General features: G+C 66.8%; 20 protein-coding genes. 5 read left to right on the top strand and 15 right to left on the bottom strand.

The genetic code is table 11. The features are described 5' to 3' along the window. Window positions 1–135: 135 nt before the first annotated feature. From ACFU4Z_RS26410 to ACFU4Z_RS26400, 3 genes are read left to right on the top strand one after another with little or no spacing between them, the layout of a single operon-like run. On the top strand, window positions 136–1,629 hold the full coding sequence (locus ACFU4Z_RS26410) for a carboxylesterase/lipase family protein (RefSeq protein WP_379067572.1): 1,494 nt from the start codon (window positions 136–138) through the stop codon (window positions 1,627–1,629). Next, window positions 1,626–2,459: an enoyl-CoA hydratase gene (locus ACFU4Z_RS26405; RefSeq protein ID WP_379067570.1), complete on the top strand. Its 834-nt coding sequence runs from the start codon at window positions 1,626–1,628 to the stop codon at window positions 2,457–2,459. The genes ACFU4Z_RS26410 and ACFU4Z_RS26405 overlap by 4 nt, the downstream gene beginning before the upstream one ends. Beyond that, complete coding sequence (locus tag ACFU4Z_RS26400; RefSeq protein WP_379067568.1) at window positions 2,452–3,939, top strand: AMP-binding protein; 1,488 nt, start codon at window positions 2,452–2,454, stop codon at window positions 3,937–3,939. The genes ACFU4Z_RS26405 and ACFU4Z_RS26400 overlap by 8 nt, the downstream gene beginning before the upstream one ends. A 179-nt stretch (window positions 3,940–4,118) precedes the next feature. Here the strand turns inward: ACFU4Z_RS26400 and ACFU4Z_RS26395 are convergent, their stop codons facing one another. After that, complete coding sequence (locus ACFU4Z_RS26395; protein WP_379067566.1) at window positions 4,119–5,207, bottom strand: winged helix DNA-binding domain-containing protein; 1,089 nt, start codon at window positions 5,205–5,207, stop codon at window positions 4,119–4,121. An 80-nt stretch (window positions 5,208–5,287) separates the two neighbouring features. On the opposite strand from ACFU4Z_RS26395, the gene ACFU4Z_RS26390 reads away from it, so the two are divergent. Further along, complete coding sequence (locus ACFU4Z_RS26390; protein WP_379067564.1) at window positions 5,288–5,572, top strand: hypothetical protein; 285 nt, start codon at window positions 5,288–5,290, stop codon at window positions 5,570–5,572. 91 nt (window positions 5,573–5,663) lie between these two features. On the opposite strand, the gene ACFU4Z_RS26385 is transcribed toward ACFU4Z_RS26390, so the two are convergent. The 11 genes from ACFU4Z_RS26385 to ACFU4Z_RS26335 form a co-directional block, all read right to left on the bottom strand. Beyond that, on the bottom strand, window positions 5,664–7,820 hold the full coding sequence (locus ACFU4Z_RS26385; protein WP_379067562.1) for a glycogen debranching N-terminal domain-containing protein: 2,157 nt from the start codon (window positions 7,818–7,820) through the stop codon (window positions 5,664–5,666). Continuing rightward, window positions 7,817–8,917, bottom strand: a complete 1,101-nt coding sequence (locus ACFU4Z_RS26380) for a glycosyltransferase family 4 protein (protein ID WP_379067849.1) — start codon at window positions 8,915–8,917, stop codon at window positions 7,817–7,819. Before ACFU4Z_RS26380 ends, ACFU4Z_RS26385 begins: the two co-directional genes overlap by 4 nt. A gap of 348 nt (window positions 8,918–9,265) precedes the next feature. After that, complete coding sequence (locus tag ACFU4Z_RS26375) at window positions 9,266–9,697, bottom strand: carboxymuconolactone decarboxylase family protein (RefSeq protein ID WP_379067846.1); 432 nt, start codon at window positions 9,695–9,697, stop codon at window positions 9,266–9,268. A gap of 93 nt (window positions 9,698–9,790) precedes the next feature. Continuing rightward, on the bottom strand, window positions 9,791–11,332 hold the full coding sequence (locus ACFU4Z_RS26370; protein WP_379067560.1) for a PstS family phosphate ABC transporter substrate-binding protein: 1,542 nt from the start codon (window positions 11,330–11,332) through the stop codon (window positions 9,791–9,793). Window positions 11,333–11,515: 183 nt separating this feature from the next. Beyond that, on the bottom strand, window positions 11,516–12,574 hold the full coding sequence (locus ACFU4Z_RS26365) for a PHP domain-containing protein (protein ID WP_379067558.1): 1,059 nt from the start codon (window positions 12,572–12,574) through the stop codon (window positions 11,516–11,518). A 5-nt stretch (window positions 12,575–12,579) separates the two neighbouring features. Further along, window positions 12,580–13,161 (bottom strand): dihydrofolate reductase family protein, encoded by a 582-nt coding sequence (locus ACFU4Z_RS26360; protein ID WP_379067556.1) that lies wholly within the window; start codon window positions 13,159–13,161, stop codon window positions 12,580–12,582. Between the two features lie 58 nt (window positions 13,162–13,219). Then, window positions 13,220–14,086, bottom strand: a complete 867-nt coding sequence (mutM, locus tag ACFU4Z_RS26355) for a bifunctional DNA-formamidopyrimidine glycosylase/DNA-(apurinic or apyrimidinic site) lyase (protein WP_379067554.1) — start codon at window positions 14,084–14,086, stop codon at window positions 13,220–13,222. Window position 14,087: 1 nt separating this feature from the next. Continuing rightward, window positions 14,088–14,810 carry a ribonuclease III gene (gene rnc, locus ACFU4Z_RS26350; protein WP_379067552.1) on the bottom strand — a complete coding sequence of 241 codons (723 nt, stop codon included), beginning with the start codon at window positions 14,808–14,810 and terminating at the stop codon, window positions 14,088–14,090. Window positions 14,811–14,832: 22 nt separating this feature from the next. Then, a complete protein-coding gene (gene rpmF / locus ACFU4Z_RS26345) occupies window positions 14,833–15,015 on the bottom strand; it encodes a 50S ribosomal protein L32 (RefSeq protein WP_014987105.1) in 183 nt (60 codons plus the stop codon). A gap of 62 nt (window positions 15,016–15,077) precedes the next feature. Continuing rightward, the gene (locus ACFU4Z_RS26340; RefSeq protein WP_379067550.1) at window positions 15,078–15,707 is read right to left on the bottom strand and encodes a YceD family protein; all 630 of its coding nucleotides are present in this window, start codon (window positions 15,705–15,707) and stop codon (window positions 15,078–15,080) included. A gap of 102 nt (window positions 15,708–15,809) precedes the next feature. Beyond that, a complete protein-coding gene (locus tag ACFU4Z_RS26335; RefSeq protein ID WP_379067844.1) occupies window positions 15,810–16,556 on the bottom strand; it encodes a DivIVA domain-containing protein in 747 nt (248 codons plus the stop codon). 395 nt (window positions 16,557–16,951) lie between these two features. On the opposite strand from ACFU4Z_RS26335, the gene ACFU4Z_RS26330 reads away from it, so the two are divergent. After that, the gene (locus ACFU4Z_RS26330; RefSeq protein WP_379067548.1) at window positions 16,952–17,464 is read left to right on the top strand and encodes a GtrA family protein; all 513 of its coding nucleotides are present in this window, start codon (window positions 16,952–16,954) and stop codon (window positions 17,462–17,464) included. A gap of 120 nt (window positions 17,465–17,584) precedes the next feature. On the opposite strand, the gene coaD is transcribed toward ACFU4Z_RS26330, so the two are convergent. From coaD to ACFU4Z_RS26315, 3 genes are read right to left on the bottom strand one after another with little or no spacing between them, the layout of a single operon-like run. Beyond that, window positions 17,585–18,070, bottom strand: a complete 486-nt coding sequence (coaD, locus tag ACFU4Z_RS26325; RefSeq protein WP_379067546.1) for a pantetheine-phosphate adenylyltransferase — start codon at window positions 18,068–18,070, stop codon at window positions 17,585–17,587. Between the two features lie 3 nt (window positions 18,071–18,073). After that, on the bottom strand, window positions 18,074–18,649 hold the full coding sequence (rsmD, locus tag ACFU4Z_RS26320) for a 16S rRNA (guanine(966)-N(2))-methyltransferase RsmD (RefSeq protein WP_379067544.1): 576 nt from the start codon (window positions 18,647–18,649) through the stop codon (window positions 18,074–18,076). After that, window positions 18,646–22,050 carry a pyruvate carboxylase gene (locus tag ACFU4Z_RS26315; protein ID WP_379067841.1) on the bottom strand — a complete coding sequence of 1,135 codons (3,405 nt, stop codon included), beginning with the start codon at window positions 22,048–22,050 and terminating at the stop codon, window positions 18,646–18,648. Before ACFU4Z_RS26315 ends, rsmD begins: the two co-directional genes overlap by 4 nt. Window positions 22,051–22,255: the final 205 nt, after the last annotated feature.

Raw genomic sequence — 22,255 nt, 5'->3', positions numbered from 1 at the left:
AATGTTGCAGTTGCCACCATTAGAGCAACCTTGTTGCACAAGTGGGACGAAACCACACTGACACCGCTCTTGACGTGGGCATTTCCATGGGGCTTGATTGCAACATGCACTGACTTCTGATCAAGGATGAAACAGATGACAGATTTGTTGCACACCGTTGAAACCCGGTACGGCCCGGTGCGCGGACAGAAACGCGGCCCGGTACACGCGTTCCTCGGCATCCCGTATGCGACGGCCCCGGTCGGAAAGCATCGTTTCCTTCCACCGAGCCCACCACCGCCGTGGCGCGAACCGCGGGATGCGACCCGACCGGGACCCACCGCGGCACGAGCGCCGTACGTACCCGCTTACGACGGTCTGGTTCCCGAGCTGTCGATCCCGGGCGACGAGCTGCTCAACCTCAGCATCTGGACACCGGCGACCGACGGTGCGCTGCCCGTTCTCGTCTGGATCCACGGCGGTGCGTTCACCAACGGATCCAACGCCCTGCCGACTTATGACAGCACGGCATTCGCCACCGGCGGCGTGGTCGTCGTCGCCGTCAACTACCGTCTCGGCGGCGAGGGGTGGCTCCATTTCGGCGGTGAGACAGTCAACCTCGGCATTCTCGATGTGGTGACGGCACTCGAGTGGGTGCGCGAGAACATCGCGGCATTCGGCGGGGACCCGACCAGAGTGACCATCGCAGGCCAATCCGCGGGCGCCATGCTCGCCACCACACTGACCGCTGTGCCGCGCGCTCGCGGCCTGTTCCACGGCTTGATCGCGCACTCCGGCGCCGGGGCGAACACGATCAGCCCCGACGAGGCGCGTCTGCTGATCGACAACCTCGCCGCACACATCGGTATCGAGCCGACGCTCGCGGCCTTCGAGAAGCTCTCGATCGATGAATTGTCGGTGCACGTCCGTGACGTGTTGCACGAGGTGCAGACCGCGGCGGACCCGACGAAATGGGGCAGGCTGGCGCTGACGATCCTGCCGTTCGCCCCGGTGGTCGACGGCTCGATCGTCACGGCGGAGCCGCTGGCCGCGATCGCGGCGGGTGCGGCGTCGGATGTCGCGATCCTGTCCGGCAGCAACGCCGAGGATGCGCGCCTGATCCTGGTCTCCTCGGGCGCGATCGACCAGATCGACGAGGCCGCCCTCGCCGCCGCAGGCAGCGCCTATGGGTTGGATGTCGGCAACGCCCTGCCCGAATACCGCCGATCCCGCCGCGAGGCGTCCCCAGGAGACCTGCTGTGTGCGGTGGTCACGGACTGGTTCTTCCGCATCCCGGCAATCCGGCTCGCGGAGGCGCAGGCGGCAGCGGGCGGACCGGCATGGGCATTCCGATTCGACTGGCGCTCACCACGCCTCGGCGGCAGGCTCGGCGCGGCGCACGCGGTCGATCTGCCCTTCGTCTTCAAAACGCACACCATCGCGGAGAGTCACACCTTGGTCGGCGCCCACGCGCCCGATCGAGTCGCCGACACCCTGCACGGCGCATATCGCGCGTTCGCCGCCGAGGCAGACCCGGGCTGGGCGCCCTATGACCCGCTGCGCCGGACCACCGGCCTCATCGCGGACACCGTGACGATCGTCGAAGACCCGGACGCCACGGAACGACAGCTGTGGGACGGTGTGCGATGACCGACCTGGTGAAATATGACGACAGCACCGACAAGGTCGCCAGGATCGTCCTCGATCGTCCCGACGCACGCAATGCGCAGAACACTGAACTGCTCTACGCCCTCAACGATGCCTTCGACCGCGCAGCGCGCGACGACGGCATCCACGTGATCGTGCTCGCAGCCAACGGTCCACACTTCTCGTCCGGCCACGATCTGCGCGAACACGATTGGCGCGACAACATGCGCCGCCACGAGCCGGTCGGCACGTGGGCCGGCTTCGGCAGCCCCGGCGCCGAAGGGCTCATGGGTCGCGAGGAGGAGATCTACGCCGGATTCAGCGAGCGCTGGCGCAACATTCCGAAACCGACCATCGCGGAGGTGCACGGAAAGGTGATAGCGGGCGGTCTCATGCTGGTGTGGCCGTGCGATCTGATTGTCGCCGCCGAGGATGCCGAGTTCGTCGATAATGTCGTCGCGATGGGCGCCAATGCAGTGGAGTTCTTCAACCACCCGTGGGAGTTCGGGATACGCAAGGCGAAGGAATTGTTGTTCACCGCAGGGACATTGAGCGCGATAGATGCCGAACGGATCGGGATGGTCAACCGCGTGGTTGCGCGGGCGGAGCTCACCGAGCACACGATGGCGCTGGCCGCGACGATCGCCGCCATGCCTTTGTTCGCGCTGAAGCTCGCCAAGCGGTCGGTCAATGCCGCGCAGGACGCCCAGGGGCGACTGACTGCCCAGCAGACGGCATTCGCCCTGCATCAGCTCGCGCACAGCCACAACGTCCAGGTGCACGGCGAGATCGTGGATCCGGACTTTCTCTCGAGGTTCACTCGTCGTGGCTGAACTCGCGGGCCCGAGACCGCTCGGGCAGATTCTCACCGAGCTGGCCGCCGACACTCCGGAGGCCGCGGCAATCACCATGGGCGGCGAAACCTGGACAAGACGAGACCTCGAGTCCGCCGCGAACCGCCGGGCCAGGTACTACGCCGCGCTGGGCGTCGGTCACGGCGACTATGTCACCGTGGCGCTGGCCAACGGTCCCTACTTCTACGCAACAGTCTTCGCGATCTGGAAGCTCGGCGCCACACCGCAACTCATCTCGCCACGGCTGCCCGCACCCGAACGCGCCGCGGTTATCGGGCTCGCGCGACCGAGGCTGGTCGTCGGCGCACCGGAACCGGGCCTGCCCACGCTGCCCGGCGAGTACGACGGCGGTGCCGAGATCTCCGACGCGCCGTTCGACAGCTACCCGATCGCACCAGCGTGGAAGGCGCCGACCTCCGGCGGCACCACCGGTCGCCCCAAACTGATCGTGTCCGGCCAGGACGGGCAGCTCGATATCGCGTCGCTGAACTCGATCCTGCGCCAGCGTCCCGACGACGTCCAACTGGTCACCGGACCGCTGTATCACAACGCCCCCTTCAACACCTCGTTCTTCGGGCTCATGGCAGGCCAACACCTCGTCGTGCTCCCGAAATTCGAGACCCGTGCCGCGCTCGATGCCATCGTTCGCCATCGCGTCAGCTGGCTCACGGTGGTGCCGACCATGATGTCGCGCATGCTCACCGAGCTACGTGCCCGGCCGACCGGCTACGACCTCGGCTCCATCCGTGCGCTCTGGCACATGGCAGCACTCTGCCCGCCCTGGCTCAAACGGGCGTGGATCGATCTGCTCGGGCCCGATCGGATCTTCGAAATGTATGGCGGGACAGAGAATCAGATGATGACGCTGATCGACGGCCGCGAGTGGCTCTCCCATCCCGGCTCCGTCGGGCGGGCCGTCTTCGGTGAGTTCCGCGTCCTGAATTCCGCGGGTCGTCCGTGCGCCCCCGGCGAGGTCGGCGAAATCTTCCTGCGGCCGCCCGAAGGCAACGGTCCGAGCTACCGCTACATCGGCGCCGAACCACGGACCCATCCGGACTGGCCGGGGTGGGATTCACTCGGCGACCTCGGGCACGTGGACGAGGCGGGCTACCTCTACCTCAGCGACCGCCGCACCGATCTGATCATCAGCGGCGGCGCCAATGTATTCCCTGCCGAGGTGGAGGCCGTCGTCACCGAGTACCCCGGCGTCCGGGGATGCGCGGTCCTGGGTTTGCCCGACAACGACCTCGGCGCGCGCGTACACGCCGTGGTCGAAACCGATGAGCCGCTGATCGAGGCTGATATCCGGGCCCATGTCGAGGCGCGGCTCGCCCGCTACAAGTGCCCGCGCAGCTACCGCTTCAGCAACGTGCCGTTGCGTGACGACGCCGGAAAGCTGCGCCGAAATGAGCTCCGCGACATCGAAATACAGCTGACGACAAGTTGCACCAATCCCTAGGAATGAGCTGAGTCCGGAGTTGGACGGAAAGTACTCGGCGGCCGACCCACTCCCAGATCGAGCGCGGGCCGTTGGCCGGTGGACAGTTCCAGCTGCACGCCCTTACCCAGCGATTACGATTGGCGACGTTCTGCGGGGAGTCACCGTTGGCGACACCTGATCGTCGAGCCCGCGGCGGGTCAAGCGTCGATGACCACCTTGCCCGTCGCCTCCGCAACCACGAAGGTGAGCAGGTGTTCGGCTTCCGCGCGGACAGCCTGCTCGTCGGCGGGGGAGAGCGGGTGCCACGGGATGATGCGCACCGTGGCGTCGTCGAGCACCCAGCGGCCATGGACGAAACCGTCGACGAGGTACATCGGGACACCGCCGGATGCCTCTGTGGCGATCCGGCGGCGGTCTTCGTCGCTGATGATTCGGCGGCGGTCCTTGTGGCCGAGCAGGGAGTTGTCGAATGCGGGCAGAAAGCGGACCGGGACAGGCAGATTCGGGTCGGCCAGCGGCGCGTCGGGCAAATCGAACAGCTCCTTGCCCTGCTCGTCGCGAAAGACCCGCAGGCTCGCGCGCATGCCGTCGACCACTCCGGCCAGCCGGGTGATGCCCGCCCAGGCCTGGATATCCGCGACGCTCGCCGGACCGAAGCCCGCAAGGTAGCGCAGGATGAGGGTCTCCCGCTGTGGTTGTGCGGACATCGGCGCGGCCATCCATTCCTCCGCGAGACCGATGGTGACAGTGCGGTTGCGCCACTTGCCCCATGCGCCGGTATCCGGGCCGTGCACCAGTGGAACCATGAGCTCGACCGCCTCGGCGAGCCTGCGGGTGTGCCGGTCCGGAAAGCGTTCGGCGAGTAGCAGTCCCAGCTCGCTGCGGGTCAATGTCCGGCCGGCGAGCAGCTCCCGGCCCGCGGCGGCGAGCGCGTGGTGGTCGACGCCGTCGATCTCGTCGCGGAAGTACGGCGCCTGCAACGCCGCGCTGACGACCGGTTGCACCGTCGGCCGCAGCCAGCGGAAATCCTCGGCGGCGGCCAGGTGCACAGTGCGCCGAATCATGCCCGAGCGCACCAGCTTCCGCTCTCGCAGCAGTTGCTCGAGCTCGTCGTGCCGGAACTGCGCCAGCCGGGCCCACAGTCCGACGTACGGCCAGTTCGGTTCCTGCCCTTGCACCGCGACCAGGTGCTGCACGAGCTCGAGCGGCGCCATCGACACCCGCTCCACCAACAGCTGGCGCGTCAACAGGGTTCGATTGAGCTCACGCAGCGACAGTTCGGTCATCCCGCCATCCTGGCCGATGCCACCGACACCTCGGCGCCCCACAGCTGGACCGTCGATATACGCATACATATACTGACTGCATGTTCGACCCCATCACCTTGACCGTCGGCGCGGCGGTCGCCGGAGTCGGCTGGGCGGTGGGTCGATTCAGCCGACGCGGCAAACGGGCCGCCTCGCCCGCCCCCTGCGGCTGCGGCCACGACCTCGCCATGCATGACCCGCACGAAGGCATCTGTCACGCGGAGAGCTCCCGCAAGAGCAGCTACGGTTTGCGCGAATGGGTTCGCTGCGGCTGCCGCCGGTATACGGGGCCGACGCCCATCGAGGACTACTTCGCCCGGCCGATCCTGCCGCCTGCGGAGTAGACCCGGACCGTCGTTCCACCGACACCTGCCGAGCCGGAACACGCGACCCCACAACGAGCATTGCGGACCGAGGCTTGCCCCGCGGCGGAAATCAGCGGGTGACCACCTGCCAGTCCTCGGGCACCCGCACTGAGATCACCTGTGTGCCCTCCGCCTCCAGATCGACGGTCACCGAACCGAGGCGCAGATCGGTCAGTGAGATCCGGCCCCACTCCGGCGGCAATTGTGGATGCAGCGTGAGGGTGCGGGCGGGCACATTCGGGTCGAGCCCGAGGAAGGAGCGCACCAGCAACAATGGCGCCGCACTCGCCCATGCCTGCGGTGAACACGAGGTCGGGTACGGCACCGGCACCGCGAACTGATCACGCGGAAATCCGCAGAACAGCTCGGGCAGTCGACCGCCGAAAGCCGATGCGGCATCGAGCAATCCGCCCGCGATGCGCGTCGCCAACTCCACCGCACCGGGGACCTGCCGATACCGGAACAGCCCGGCGACGGCGATGGCGGTGTCGTGCGGCCACACCGACCCGCAGTGATAGCTCATCGGGTTGTAGGCGCCCATCGATGACGACAGCGTGCGCAACCCGAAACCGGTGTCCATGTCCGCGCCGGACAACCGCCGCACCAACTCGGCGGCATGCTCGTCGGTAGCGATCCCGGCCCAGAGACAGTGCGCCACATTGCTTGTCAGCGCATCGACCTGGCGCTTGCCGCCGTCCAGCGCCACCGCGTACCAGCCTCTGTCGGCCAGCCAGAATTGCTCGGCGAACTTGCCGCGCAGCTCGGCGGCCCGCTCGCGCAGCAGGCCCGCGGCGCGGAGCTCACCGAAAGCGTCGGCGAGCTCCGCCCGCGCGAGCAACGCGGCGTGCACATAGCCCTGCACCTCGCACAGTGCGATCGGGGCCTCGGAGAGATGCCCTGCGGCATCGTTGATTCCGTCGAAGCTGTCCTTCCAGCCCTGGTTGATCAGACCTCGATCGGTGGCCCTGCGATACTCGACGAAACCGTCGCCGTCCCGATCGCCGTACTCGGTTATCCAGCCGACCGCGGCGTCGGCGGCGGGCAATAAGGCCTTGATCGCATCGGGATCCGCGCCCCACCGATGGCATTCGGCGAGCAGCATCACGAAAAGTGGTGTGGCGTCGGCAGTTCCGTAGTAGATGTTGCCGCCGAGCGCCTGTCCGCTCGCCGGGCCGCGGCGCATCTCGTGCATGATCCGCCCGGGTTCCTCCTCGGTGAGCGGATCGACTCTCTGCCCTTGCAATTCGGCCAGCTGTTGCAGCGTGCCCAGCGCCAGGTCGACCTCCAGCGGCAGCGCCATCCATGCGGTCAACAGGCTGTCGCGACCGAACAGCGTCATGAACCACGGGGCCCCCGCGGCGACGAACGGCCTGCCCTCGCCGGTTTCGTCGTGAATCTGCAAGGCGCCGAGATCACTTTCCGAGCGCCGCAACACTTGGGAGAGCAGCGGGTCGTGCGCGGCGATCTTCGTCGCGGTATCGCGCCACGCCTCGATCTTGCGGCTCGGTGCGCTGAGCCCATGATGCTCACCCGGTGCCAGCGGCGCTTGGACACGCTGGTTTCCCACGGTCGGCTGGGCGATGATCTCGGTCTGCCAGCTCTCCCCTGGCGGCACCACGACCCGCCAGACCAACGTGCCGGGCAATACCGCGGGTTCGACAGTCGCGGTGACCGAGAGCCCACGCATCCGATCGATGCGATCGTGCAGCAACAGCTCGCCTTCGGCCACCGCTACATCGGCCCTCCCGTGCCCGGCCCGGCCTTCTTTGACCGCGAACAGATCGACGAAATCGGCGTCGACATGCAGTTCCAACGTGACAGCCGTTGGTTCGCGGCCCATATTCTCCAGCGTCAGTATCTCGTGCATCCCATCGGCGATGAGCCGCTCGCGCACCACGAGCAGCGTGCTGTCGGCCAGCCCCGCCTGCGGCGGTCTTCGCAGCACGAACCGCGCCGCGAACGCTTCGGGGCTCAGCACCGAAAGCGGTTCGGCGGGCTTGCCGTCCACCAGCAGCTCCCAGCGCGAAATGACGCGGGCATCCCGGAAGAACAGACCGTGCGGACGGCCCGGCTCGACATCGCCGAGCCGGTTCGACAGACAGAACGTCGCGCCCTCGACCAGCGTCACCGAACTATCGCAGCCGCCGAGGCCGGTGGGCTCGCCGGAGTTCAACGGTCGTGGGCTCTGCGATTCGGAGTTCGGCGCCGCGCCGATCTCTGCTGTCATGCCAGTTCGCTCGCCGGGACCCGGACCGGAATGGTCTCGTCGCCCCAGCGGGCGGCTCGGGCCTTGCGTCCTTGCCGCAGTAGCCGCTGGTAGACCTGCTCGTAGCCGTAACCGAGCGTGTCGGCGCCGAACTTCGCCTCGACATGCGCCCGGCATGCGGCCGGATCCAGCTCGCCCACCTGAGCGATCGCCGCGGGTAGCTCGGCCGGATCGTCGCAGATCCAGCCGGTCACGCCGTGGACGATCACCTCGTCGACCGCACCGCCGCGCAGCGCGACCACCGGAGTGCCGCAGACCATCGATTCGATCATCACCATGCCGAACGGTTCCTCCCAGCGGATGGGGAACAGCAGACAACGCGCACCGGAGAGCAGCTTACGTTTTGCCGCCGCGTCGGCGAGCCCGAAAACATGATCGTGCTCGGTCAGCAGCGGTCGCACCTCCTTCTCGAAGTACGCCTGCTCCGGCGGTTCACTGCATTTGCCTGCGAGCACCAGCGGAATACCGGCCGCGTGCGCGGCCTCCAGCGCGAGGTGGGGTGCTTTGCACTCGTTGAACCGACCGAGGAACAACGCGTAGTCGCCCTTGTCCGCGCGGAATGGCCATTGGTCCACGTGCAGCGCGTTGTGCACGCGCCCAACCCAATTCAAGTCCGGCGCCAGTGTGCGCTGCCGATCGCTGATCGCCACGAGCGCGACCTCGTTGCCGAGTTCGCGGTAGTACCGATAGGAATCGTCCTCGACCGGGCCGTGCACCGTCACCACTGTCGGTAGTCCGAGCTTTTGGTAGGCGGGCACGTTGAGGGGTCCTGCGAAGGTGTGGTCGTGCACTACGTCGATACCCGAGGTGGCGGCGATGTGCTCGATGGCCCGTCGCGACTTGAGCGCATGGACTACTTCCGGAAACGGCTCGCCGAGCCGCTCGGGCAGCGCCCGATCCCACACCGGGACGAACTTGGCCTTGGTGCCGGGTTCACCCGCGCCGATGAGTGTCACGTCGTGGCCGCGGGCGACCAGCGCATCGACCAGATCCGCGACGACCGCCTCGACGCCGCCGTACGCCTTGGGCGGCACGTCGAAATACGGGGGAACAACCATCGCGATGCGGAATCGCTCACCGACGTGGTCGACCGACAGCAGATCCGAAGACGCAATCGGCGCCGAGCTGGGCGCGGATAACCGTTGACTCATGACCATCCTTCCAAGCAACCGTTGGCACTCGCATCCACCCAGCACTCGGAGCACTGGGCGCCGAACGTGGCGGCCGCCGCGGCGGAGGTGGAGACAATGCCTGCACCGCCGTCCATCAGGGCTTGGTTGGCCTGGTCGCGCCGGGGCGCGAGCAGGGGGGCCGACAGAGACGTACCTCATGATCAACTATTCAAACCACGCAGCCGGTCCCAATTTTGGGCCCGACCGAGCAAGCGCTCGGCCGGGTTACCGGCCTCAGGGCAACTCGGGCTGCATCCGCAGCGGCACACCGATCCGATTCCACAGGTTGATCATCGCGGTGATCGCTACCAGACCGGCGCGCGCGCCCGTCTCGAAGTGCTTCTCGACATCCGCCCAGATCTCATCGCTCACGCCATGCTCACCGAGCTTGGTAACCGCCTCGGCATAGGCTAGCGCCGCACGCTCCTGCTCGGTGTACAACGCCGATTCCCGCCAGGCGTCGAGCTGGAAGATCCGCTTCTCGGTTTCGCCTGCCAGGCGGGCATCGGTGGTGTGCATATCGATGCAATACACACAGCCGTTGATCTGCGAGCCGCGGATCTTCACCAACTCGCGGATCGTCGCATCCAACGGGCCACGGCGGATCGCCGATTCCGCGGCAAACCAGGCGTGGTAGATCTCGGGGGCAACCTCGGCCATATTCATTCGTGCCACGGTGTTCGTCCTCTCCTCGGTGCTTACTCCTGCACCTTGGAGACGACACAGCCGCCGCGGCTGTGACACCCGGGGACCTCGCCCTCACACATCCGGCTGGCATCGAGTCGGATCCGGCAGATCACCGCAGGCCACATTGCCGTGTGCGGTCAGCACATTCCGCCCCGCCTCGTCGGTCAGATAGCGCCGGAAAGCGGCCGCCAGCGAGTCGCCGGGCAATTCCCCATAGCTGTAGGCGAATTCGATCCCCCAGAACGGGTACGTGCGGTCGATCGCACTGTCACGGGACGCGGCGACGCCATTGATCGCCACGGTCGGCACCCCCACCCTCGTCGCCTCGGAGAACTCGCTGTAGCCGATCGCGCCGCGCAGGTCCGCGACGGCTTGCAGCATGTCCTTGGTGACCTGTACGTCGCAATGCGCGGCATCCGGCGGCGGGAGGTCCTCCAGCGCCTTACAGCTCACGTGGGAACGGATGACCTGTGGCTGGGTCAGCAGTCGCCGTTCGAAGGTATTCCTGGTCCCGGAACCGGGGATGCGATTGACCAGGACGATCGGCAGATCCGGTCCGCCGACGTCGCGCCAGTTGGTGATGCGATCCTGGTAGATGTCCTCGATCTGTGCGGCCGTCAGGCTGCGGACACCCACGTCCTTGTGCACGACCATGGTGAACAACGACAATCCGAGTGGTCGCTTGAGCAATGCCGCGTACCCCTCGCCCTTCGGCCCGTCGGTGATCGCCAGCAGTTCGCGGTTGTTCTTGCCCTCCTCGATGAGCCGGTCGAGGCCGCGTTCGGTGCCCTCGAAGGCGAAGGTGAATTCGGCTCCGGTGCAGCGCTTCCGGTACTGCGCGGCAGCATCCAGGATGACGGGGGCGAACGCGGACGACCCGACCAGCGTGAGCTTGCCCGCGGCACAGTCCAGCGGTGTCGGATCCGGCTCGACCGCGGCGACGACGAGCTGGACGACGATCACCAGCACCAGAAAAGCGGTGAGCGCCAGCATCACTCGGGACGCGCCGGTACGACTCTGGGTCTCGGTGACCGTCCCGCCCTTGATACCGCCTTGCAGCACCGGCGCGCGGTATTCCCCCGTCCCTTCGGAGCGCTGCAGGATGGCCAGGATCTTGTAGTGATCGCCACGGTTCAACGACACCTTCGGCAGGTCGATCACGCCGATGTGCCCGATCATGTCCTCCCGCACCGCGATTCCCGAGTCGCGGTCCAGACTGTCGGCGAGGCCAGGTTCGCTCAGCTCGGTCACCGCCATGCCGATGACTCGGCGCTGCGGAAAATGCAGGTGCAGGCCGACCCGGCCGACATCGGGGGCCTGATAGTCGCGGCTGTCGATGGTCGTGGCACCGCTGTTCTCGATGCGGACCAAGACCACAGACAGATCTTTCAGCTCCGGACTGGAACCGTCCAGATCCGGGCGAAGCTGCGGCAGCACCCCGGGGAAGACCGATTCGATCTCACCGGTGACAGGCGTATCCATCTGCACCCGGTAGCCGAGCTGCCTGCGCCCCACGAAGACGAACTCCCACAAGAAAGCACCAGCCGACAACAGGATTGCGATGATCGCCAGCACGATCTCGACCGGAAAGTCGCCGCCCACCAGAAAATCCACTCCCCAAGAGATCGTCGTACCAACCATTTTCGGGTGAGATCGGCGATCGGCCCATGGACGGCACCATTATTCGACAACAGTTAACCCGGCGGCCACCCGCGACGCGTGGTCAGGGTGCCGCGATCGAGCCGATCTGCCGCGCCGGAATTACGCTGCGGACAGCGACGCAAACCCGTCCGGGTGTCACGCCGACTTGGTCCAGGCCAGCAGGTCATCCAACGGCCATGTATTGATAACCCGCTCCGCCGCAACGCCATTCGCGACCGCTCGCTCGCAGCCGTAGCCCTGCCAGTCCAATTGGCCGGGCGCGTGCGCATCGGTGTCGATGGAAAAATCACAACCCATCTCGACCGCGAGCCGGATCAGCCGGGACGGCGGGTCGCGGCGTTCGGGGCGGCTGTTGATCTCGACGGCGGTGCCGTAGTGGCGGCAGGCCTCGAACACGACCTCAGCGTCGAACGTCGACTCGGGACGGGTGCCGCGCGACCCCTCGACGAGTCGTCCTGTGCAGTGCCCGAGCACGTCGACATTCGGGTTGGCCACGGCATAGACCATCCGCTTGGTCATCGTCTCGCTGTCGGCGCGCAGGTGCGAATGCACACTGGCGACGACGATATCGAGCGCGGCGAGCAGATCGGCGTCCTGGTCGAGGGCGCCGTCGTCGAGGATGTCCACCTCGATGCCGGTGAGGATGCGAAACGGCGCCAGCTGGTCGTTCAATTCCGCGATGACGTCCAGCTGGCGACGCAACCGGCTCGCCGAGAGCCCATTGGCGACGGTCAGCCGTGGCGAATGGTCGGTGAGCGCACAGTATTCGTGGCCGAGCGCCGCCGCGACGCCCATCATCTCCGCGATCGGGCTGCCACCGTCGGACCAGTCGGAATGGGTGTGCAGATCGCCGCGCAACCGGGCTCGCAGCGCCTTGCCCGGCACACCGATGGGCTGCGCGGCCGCACGCAGATCGAGCAGATACTGCGGCATCGCGCCGGAACACGCCTGCTCGATCACGGCTGCGGTCTTCGGTCCGATACCGGCGATGTCACGCCAGCTGTGCGCTGCCCGATGCGCGGACAGTTCATCGGAAGGCAGCTCCGCCACAATGTCGGCGGCGCGCCGGTAGGCCTTCACTCGATGTGTCTGCGACCGCGAACGTTCCAGCCAGAAACCGATCTCGCGCAGCGCCTCCACCGGACCCGGCACACCACTCGGGTCCGATTCGGCGATCGGATCATGGTCTGCCACAGCGGCTATCGAATCCTGCTGTACTTCATGAAGGCCACCCCGTCCTCGAACACCCGGCTGGTGATCATCCGGAACCTGGCCGCGTCGGGCAGCCGCGGACCGGAACCGAACAGCGACCGGCCCCGACCGAGCACCACCGGATACAGCTTGAGGAAGATCTGATCGATCTCCGGCAGCAGCACCTGGGCGAGCTCACCACCGCCGCACAGCCAGATCCCGAGACCGTCCTCGCGCTTGAGCTCACGCACCTTCGCCAGCGGGTCGGCGGAGATCAGCTCCACCGCGGGATCGGGACTCTCCGGCAACGTCGTCGACACGACGAACTGCCGCAGGTGCGCATACGGGCTCGAGGTCCCGGTCCTGACTCCGAAGTCGTGGGTCTTGCGCCCCATCAGCACCGCGTCGAAGTAGCGGTTGCGCTTGTCGATGCCGAGGGACTCCCGCACCTTCGTCGGCAGCGTTTCCGGGTACTGCGCGATGATCGCCGGACCGTGATCACCTCCCACCGGGAAGAAATCGACCGAGCCGTCCTCGGTGGCGATGAATCCATCGATGGTCGATGCGACGTAGTAGGTGAGCTTGCGCATATGTCCTTCCTCCACGGCCGGGCGCGACTCCCGAACCGCCTAGAAGAACCGTAGCTCGCTAGCGTGTCCGGGGGCGAGGCTTCGGCTGGCAGCGGGGGCAGGAATAGGACGAGCGGTTCATGAAACGCTCACGACGGATCGCCGCGCCGCAGCGGCGGCACGGTTCGTCCTCGCGGCCATAAACGGCCAGCGAGCGCTCGAAGTAGCCGGATTGACCGTTCACATTCACATACAAGGCGTCGAACGAGGTGCCGCCCGCGGCGAGCGCCTCGCCCATTACGACGCCGACCTCGGCGAGCAGGGTGCGCAGGGCGGGTCTGGTCAGTCCGGAAGCCGGCCTGTTGCCGTGTATTTTGGCTCGCCACAGGGATTCGTCGGCATAGATATTGCCGATACCGGAAACCACGGACTGGTCGAGCAGCAGCCGTTTGATCTCGCTGTGTTTGGCGTGCAGCGTGGACACCACGGACTCGGAGTCGAAGAGCGGATCCAGCGGGTCGCGAGCGATGTGCGCGACGGGCTCGGGCAGCAGCGTGCCATGGACTGTGACCAGCGGTGCGAGGGCCCAGCCGCCGAAGGTGCGTTGATCGACGAAGCGCAACTGGGTGCCGTCGTCGAGGGTGGCGAGGATGTGGGCGTGCTTCTCCACCGGAGTATCGGCGGGCTGCACCAGCATCTGCCCGCTCATCCCCAGGTGCACGACCAATGCGGTGTCGGGATCGTCGAAGGTGAGCCACAGGTATTTGCCGCGGCGCTCGGCCGCGGCCACGCGCAGACCGGTCATCCTGGCGGCCAAGTCTGCCGGACCCTCGAGGTGCCTACGCACCGAACGAGGGTGAGTCACCGTCACCGATTCGACGGCATGGCCGACCACGTGCTCGGCGAGTCCCCGCCGCACGACCTCGACCTCGGGGAGTTCGGGCACGTCAGGCTTCGGCGGTCAGCGCCTGGTAGGCGGCGCCCGCGGCCTTCTGCTCCGCTTCCTTCTTGGATCGGCCGATACCGGAACCGTACGGGCGGCCACCGATCACCGTGGTCGCGGTGAATTCCTTGTCGTGGTCGGGACCCGTCGAAGTGATCTCGTAGCTGGGCACGCCGAGACCGCGTTCGGCGGTGAGCTCCTGCAGGCTGGTCTTCCAGTCGAGGCCCGCCCCCATTCGGGGACCGCGCTCGAGCAGGTCGGCGAACAGCCGCAGCACCACCTCGCGCGCCACATCGATGCCGTGCTCGAGATGCACCGCGCCGAGCAGCGACTCCATACCGTCGGCGAGGATGCTCGGCTTGTCCCGGCCGCCGGTGAGCTCTTCGCCCTTACCCAGCAGCAAGTGCACGCCGAGGCCGCCTTCGCCCAGCCCGCGCGCCACCTCGGCGAGTGCGTGCATGTTCACCACGCTCGCCCGCAGCTTTGCCAGTTCGCCCTCGGACTTCTCCGGGTGCTCGTGGTACAGCCGCTCGGTGATGCTCAGGCCGAGGACCGAGTCGCCGAGGAATTCCAGGCGCTCATTGGTCGGCAGTCCACCGTTTTCATAGGCGTAGGACCGGTGGGTCAGCGCGAGGCGCAACAAATCCGGCTGCACGCCGACGCCGAGCGCGGCGAGCAGCCGGTCATGATCACCGGCTAGGCCCGGTTCGTCCTTACTGACGGTCACGTCGATACGACAGGTCGAACGATCAGACAGCGGCGGTAACCTGGCGGCCCTTGTACGTGCCGCAGGAGGGGCACGCAATGTGCGGCAGGGTCTTCTCGCCGCAGGCGCGGTTCGGGCACGTGATCAGGGTCGGCGCGGTGGCCTTCCACTGACTGCGCCGCGACCTGGTGTTGGAACGGGACATCCGGCGCTTGGGAACGGCCACGACTACTTCTCCTCTTGTCTTATTGCTTGCCAGTTCACAGATCGGTCTTGCTGATCCGGGTCTTAATGATCGGGGTCGGCGGCACCCGAATCGGGGCTGCCACTGCCGGGCGACTCGGTGGCGAACTTCGCCAACCCGGCCCAGCGAGGGTCAAGTATCTCATGCCCATGGCCAGAACCCGCAATCGCCATCCGTACACCGCATTCCGAGCACAGTCCCGCGCAGTCCGGCGAGCACAACGGCTGCAACGGAAGTTCGAGACCGATGGCGTCGATGATCACCGGTTCCAGGTCGATCGTGTCGTCGATCAGACGGTGGATCTCGTCGTCCTCTGTGGTCTGCTCGGTCGCGCTGTCCGGGTAGGCGAACAGCTCGGTCAGGTTGAGCTCGACCTCGCCGGCGAACGGTTCCAGGCAGCGCGTGCACTCCCCTGCCGTCGACGCCGCCACCGTTCCGGTGACCAGCACACCCTCGGATACCGCCTGCACCTGCAGGTCGAGTTCGACATCGGAGCCCGCCGGTATGGCGATCAGGTCCAGCCCGATTCGATCCTTCGTGGTGACGATGCGATGGAACTCCTGCATCGTTCCTGGGCGACGGCCCAGGCTGCGAGTGTCCAGCACGAAGAACGCGTCCGGATTGCGGCGCGCAGCCGCAGAGGGACGCGAGGCAGAACCGGAACCGGCGGACATCACGAAACTCACTCACGTTCGAAGGGAAATGGGCAACCACACCACAATACGCGAGGGGTCACCCGAAGCCCAAAACGCCACCGCCGTCCTGCCGGTAGGCGGCTAGTGGCGATAGTCCCCCGCATAGTCCGGCGCACCCGCGCCGGAACGCAGCTGGTGACGCCCACGACCGACGAGACGCAGGGTGGTGTCGAGGGTCTCCTCGAACTCGGCGAGCTTGCTGTCGACGTAGTGGTCACACTCGTCGCGCATGCGGTCGGCCTCCGCGTGCGCCGCGTCGATCACGCGCGCCGACTCGATGTGCGAGGCCCGCACCACCTCGGTCTGTGTGACAAGGCGATCCCGCTCGGCCTGCCCCTCCGCGACCGAGCGGTCATAGGAGGCCTGGCCCGCCTCGGCCATGCGCTCGGATTCCGCGCGGGCCCGGCCGGTGACGGCCTCGAATTCCGCATTGCCGTCGGCGACGACGCGGTCGGCCTCGGCCTGAGCGGTGTTCACCAGATGATCGGCGTGCGCGCTCGCCTCGGCCACCATGCGATCGGCATGCGCCTTGGCGTCGGCGAGGATCCGATCAGCCTCTTCGCGCGCGGATTCGAGGGTCTCACGGGCCTGCTCATCGGCGCTTGTCACCGTCGTCTCGGCGGCCGAACGGGCGTCCGAGACGATCTTGTCGCGATGATCGAGCACGTCCTGGGCGTCGTCGAGTTCGCCGGGCAACGCGTCACGCACGTCGTCGAGCAGCTCGAGCACGTCACCGCGCGGTACAAGGCAGCTGCGGGTCGGCGGGATGCCGCGCGCCTCCTCGACGATGGCGACCAGCTCGTCGAGTGCTTCGAATACGCGATACATGCTCACTACCCCACTCTCCTGCGGACTACGGCGAACTTTCTCACCGAAGCCCAGTGTGCCCCTCGTCACCGTAAGTACCGAGCCATCCTCCGGTGTGTCGTGCCAGTGTCTCGCACGCCACAAAATCAAGTGGAGGATATACCTCCACTTGGTGTTACATTTATCCAGAAGGTCGCAACAAGATCTTCGTAAGCGAATCCCAGGCCCCCACCGGGACAGTGGGACAGGAGGACGCCGAAGGCTGGACATCCGGAAGCTGATGATTGACAAGTTCCAATTGTTCAGTACATACTGAACAAGCAGTAACCAAGGAACTTGCGTGAGAAGTCGGCGGGAAGGAAAGCGATGACCATCGCTGTTGTCCCAACCAAAGGCTCTGTTCGATCGGAAAGACAATGACTGTTCTGGAAATCCCGCGACCGGCGGCCGCCAGCATCTACACCCCCTGGGTTGGCCCGTACCCGGTACTGCGGTCGGCAGCATCGGTTGCCCCCCGGTTCGAACAGCTCATGCAGTACCTGCGCGGCGACCGTCCCTTCGCCCAGCTGATCCGCTTCGCACTGGTCGGCGGATCGAGCAATATCGCCTACGTCCTGCTGTTCTTCGCGATGCACGGCATCGGTCCCCTGATCGCCAACGTGGTCGGGTCGATCGTCAGCACCATCATCGCCAACGAGCTGCACCGTCAGCTCACCTTCCACGCATCCGGCCGGGTCGGCTGGTTCACCGCACAGTGGGAAGGCGGCGGCCTGGCGCTGATCGGCCTCGGCATCACCACAGCGGGGCTGGCCGCCCTCGATGTCTGGACACCCGGCATCGGCGGCGCCGCAGAAGCCGGCGCCATCCTCGCAATCACCGCCGTAGTCGGCGGAATGCGCTTCCTGGCGCTGCGCGATTTGGTCTTCTAGGAACTGGTTTCGTGAGTACATGGGTAACTCACCGGGAACCAGCTAACCGACCGATCGCCTCACGGCCTGCCGCCAACGCCACTGCTACCGCGTCTGAGCCGGCCTGAAGACGCGGACGACTCAGCTGCGCTGCTCGGCGAGGCGGTCGAGCAGGCGCTTGTGGACCGAAGGCGGAAGCATGTCGGTGATATCGCCGCCGAAGGTCGCCACTTCCTTGACCAGAGAGCTGGACAGGAAGCTGAACGACGGGTTGGTGGCGATGAAGAAGGTGTCGACTCCGGAGAGCTTCTTGTTCATCTGCGCCATCTGCAGCTCGTAACCGAAGTCGCTCGCGTCGCGCAGGCCTTTGACGATCGCGGTGATGCCCTGCTCCCGCGCGAAATCGACAAGCAGGCCGTACCACGACTCCACCCGGATATTCGGCAAGTGCGCGGTGGCCTCGCGCAGCATCTCCATGCGTTCCTCGACGCTGAACATGCCCTTCTTGCTCTTGTTGATCATGACGGTCACCACGACCTCGTCGAACTGGGCCGAAACCCGGTTGAAGACGTCGATATGCCCATTGGTCACCGGGTCGAACGAGCCCGGGCACAACGCTCCTGCCATAGCTCAAACGCTAGCAGGCGGCCCGCAGGCGAATTCCGCGAGCTCGATCCTGGTCTCGCCGTACTTGCGCACCTTCGCCGGGACATACCCTGCGGGCCAATCGATCTCGGGCGAGCGGATGGAGCGTTCCACCACGACGAGCGCGCCGGGCGCGAGCCAGCCGCGCTCGGCAAGGGCACGGACATCGTCGGTCACCGCGGCGGTGTCCAAGTCATACGGTGGATCGGACAGCGCCAGGTCGTAGTCACCGGCGCCTGCGTGCGCCAAGACGGCCGTGACCGCGCCGACACGCAGTTCCGCGCCGGGCAGGCCGAGGTCGGCGATATTGCCGCGCACGATCGCCGCGGCCTTGCGGTCGGATTCGATCAGCAGCGCATGCCGTGCGCCACGCGACAGCGCCTCGAGGCCGAGTGCGCCTGAACCCGCGTAGAGATCGAGCACGCGCACGCCGTCGAAGTCCATCCTGGCCTCCAGCGCGCTGAACAGCGCCTCACGCACCCGGTCGGAGGTGGGCCTCGTGCCCGCGGGCGGCACCCGTAGCCGCCGCCCGCCCGCTGTTCCCGCGACGATCCGCGTCATTCGCCCGCGGACTCGCGCACGACCAACTCGACGAGCAAATCGCCGCCCTCGACCTGCTGCACCCGGCCGATCGCGATCCGCCCGACCGTGCCCGCGCGCGGCGCGGTGATCGCGGCCTCCATCTTCATCGCCTCGATGGTGCCGATGGTGTCACCCGCGCCGATCGAATCACCTTCCGACACAGCCAGAGTCACCACACCCGCGAACGGAGCGGCGATATGGCCCGGGTTGGTCTTGTCCGCCTTCTCCGCGGCCGGGATCTCGCTGGCGATGGACCGGTCGCGAACCGCGACAGGACGCAACTGGCCGTTGAGGATGCACATCACCGTGCGCATACCGCGCTCGTCGGGCTCGGAGATGGCCTCCAGACCGATGAGCAGAGTCACGCCCTTCTCCAATTGCACCCGATGCTCGTCGCCGCGGCGCAGGCCGTAGAAGAACTGGTTGGCCGACAGGCCCGAGGTGTCGCCGTACTGCTCGCGGTGCGCGAGGAATTCGGCGGTGGGGCCGGGGAACAACAGCCGGTTCAGCGTGTCCCTGCGGTCCTGCGAGGACCCGGCGAGCCCGGCCTCGTCCCCGGCCGTCAGCGGGGTCTCCGGTTTCGCGGGTCCCCGACCTGCCAGTGCCCTGCTGCGGAACGGTTCCGGCCAGCCGCCTGCCGGCGTGCCAAGTTCTCCACGCAGGAAGCCGATGACCGAATCGGGAATGTCATAGCGGCCAGGGTCGGTGGCGAAGTCGTCGATATCGACGTCGGTGCCGACCAGCGCGAGCGCGAGGTCGCCGACCACCTTCGACGACGGGGTCACCTTCACCAGGCGACCGAGCAGCCGATCTGCCGCCGCGTATTTCGCTTCGACCTCTTCGAACCGGTCACCGAGCCCGAGCGCGATCGCCTGCTGACGCAGGTTCGACAACTGACCGCCGGGGATCTCGTGGGTGTAGACGCGACCGGTCGGGGCGGGCAGCCCGGACTCGAAGGGCGCGTACACCTTTCGCAGTGCCTCCCAGAACGGCTCCAGATCGCAGACGTTCTGCAAGTTCAGACCGGTGTCGTACTCACTGTGCGCGGCGGCGGCGACGATCGCCGACAGCGCGGGCTGGCTGGTGGTGCCCGCCATGGCGGCGCTGGCGCCGTCGACCGCGTCGGCGCCGGCCTGCCAGGCGGCGAGATAGGTGGCCAGCTGGCCGCCGGGAGTGTCATGGGTGTGCACGTGCACCGGCAGGTCGAAGTTACGGCGCAGCGCGGTCACCAAGGTGGCGGCAGCGGGGGCACGCAGCAGACCTGCCATGTCCTTGATCGCGAGAACGTGTGCGCCCGCGTCCACGATCTGCTCGGCCAGCTTGAGGTAATAGTCGAGGGTGTAGATGGTCTCGTCCGGGTTGGACAGGTCACCGGTGTAGCTCATCGCGACTTCGGCGATGGCGGTGCCGGTTTCGCGCACCGCATCGATGGCGGGGCGCATCTGATCGACATTGTTGAGCGCGTCGAAGATGCGGAAGATATCGATGCCGGTCGCGGTGGCCTCGGACACGAATGCGCGAGTCACCCGCTCGGGGTACGGGGTGTAGCCGACGGTGTTGCGGCCACGCAGCAGCATCTGCAGGCAGATGTTCGGCACGGCCTCGCGCAGCGCGGCCAGCCGCTCCCACGGATCCTCGTACAGGAAGCGCAGCGCCACATCATAAGTCGCGCCGCCCCATGCCTCGATGGACAGCAACTCAGGGGTCATCCGCGCGACATGCCCCGCTACCGCGAGCAGGCCGTTGGTCCGAACCCGGGTGGCCAGCAGCGATTGGTGCGCGTCACGGAAGGTGGTGTCGGTGACGCCGACAGCCTTCTGTTCGCGCAGCGCGCGCGCGAAACCCTCGGGGCCGAGGCTCAGCAACCGCTGCCTGGAACCCGGGGGCGGCGGCACCGTCAGATCGAGCGCGGGCAGCTTGTCATGCGGATAGACCGTCGTCGGTCGCTCACCGTGCGGCTTGTTCACGGTGACATCGGCCAGATAGGTGAGGATCTTGGTGCCGCGGTCGGCCGACCCGCGCAGCGTCAGCAGCTGCGGGCGCTCCTCGATGAACGAGGTGGTGACCCGGCCCGCACGGAAATCGGGGTCGTCGAGCACCGCCTGCAGGAACGGAATGTTGGTTGCCACGCCGCGGATTCGGAACTCCGCCACCGCGCGCCGGGCCCGCGCGATCGCGGTCTCGAAATCGCGGCCTCGACAGGTGAGCTTCACCAGCATGGAGTCGAAGTAGGCGCCGACCTCGGCGCCAAGGTTCGCACCGCCGTCCAGACGAATTCCCGCGCCGCCGGGGGTGCGGTAGGCGGTGATACGGCCGGTGTCCGGACGGAAACCGTTGGCCGGGTCCTCGGTGGTGATGCGGCACTGCAGCGCCGCGCCGCGGATCTGCACGGTCTCCTGGCTCAAGCCGAGCTGCTCGAGGGTCTCCCCTGCCGCGATACGCAGCTGCGACTGCACCAGGTCCACATCGGTGATCTCCTCGGTCACCGTGTGTTCGACCTGAATACGCGGGTTCATTTCGATGAAGACGTGACGACCGCGCTCGTCGAGCAGGAACTCGACAGTGCCCGCGCAGCTGTAGCCGATCTGCCGAGCGAAGGCGACCGCGTCGGCGCAGATCTTTTCGCGCAGTGCGGGATCCAGATTCGGCGCGGGCGCGAGCTCGATCACCTTCTGGTGCCGCCGCTGCAGCGAACAGTCCCGCTCGAACAGGTGCATCACGTTGCCGTGCTGATCGGCCAGGATCTGCACCTCGATGTGACGCGGGTTCACCACGGCCTGCTCGAGGAACACCGTCGGATCACCGAAGGCCGACTCGGCCTCCCGCGATGCCGCCTCGATCGACTCACGCAGGTGCTCGGGGGCGGCGACGCGGCGCATGCCGCGACCACCGCCACCGGCGACCGCCTTCACGAAAATCGGGTAGTCCAGCTGCTCGGAGGCCTCGACCAGTGCCTCGACGTCCGCCGACGGCTCACTGGAGCGCAGCACCGGCAACCCGGCCGCCTTCGCCGCCGCGATGGCGCGCGCCTTGTTTCCAGCCAGCTCGAGCACCTCCGCCGAAGGACCGATGAAGGTGATGCCCTCACGCGCACAGGCGGCAGCCAGGTCAGGGTTCTCGGACAGGAAGCCGTAGCCGGGATAGATCGCGTCGGCGCCCGCCGACTTGGCGGCCTCGATAATCGCCTCGATGGAGAGATACGCCCGGACCGGGTGGCCCTCTTCACCGATCTGGTAAGACTCGGCCGCCTTCAACCGGTGGACCGAATTGCGGTCCTCGTAGGGGAAAACCGCGACGGTTCCGATGCCGAGCTCATAGGCCGCGCGGAAGGCCCGGATCGCGATTTCACCGCGGTTGGCAACCAAGACTTTCGAGAACATTGGCCTAAGGTACCCGGCCCCGACGATGCTTCTGACACAGAAGGCCCCTTCGCAGGGTTCTTCACAACGCGACCTAGCAAGCTTGCGAAGTTGCGGTAATGCTGTGTTCATTTGCAGCGCCTTCGGCGCTGCGTGTTCGCGGCCCCCTTGGTGAGCGTGGGGGAGGGAGGGGTGGTGTTGGGGAGGGGGGGGGGGGGGGTGGGGT

The organism is Nocardia sp. NPDC057440 (assembly GCF_042802915.1).
Taxonomy (GTDB): domain Bacteria; phylum Actinomycetota; class Actinomycetes; order Mycobacteriales; family Mycobacteriaceae; genus Nocardia.
The sequence above is the reverse complement of the archived record's forward strand: the minus strand, read 5'-3'. Positions and strand labels throughout refer to the sequence as shown.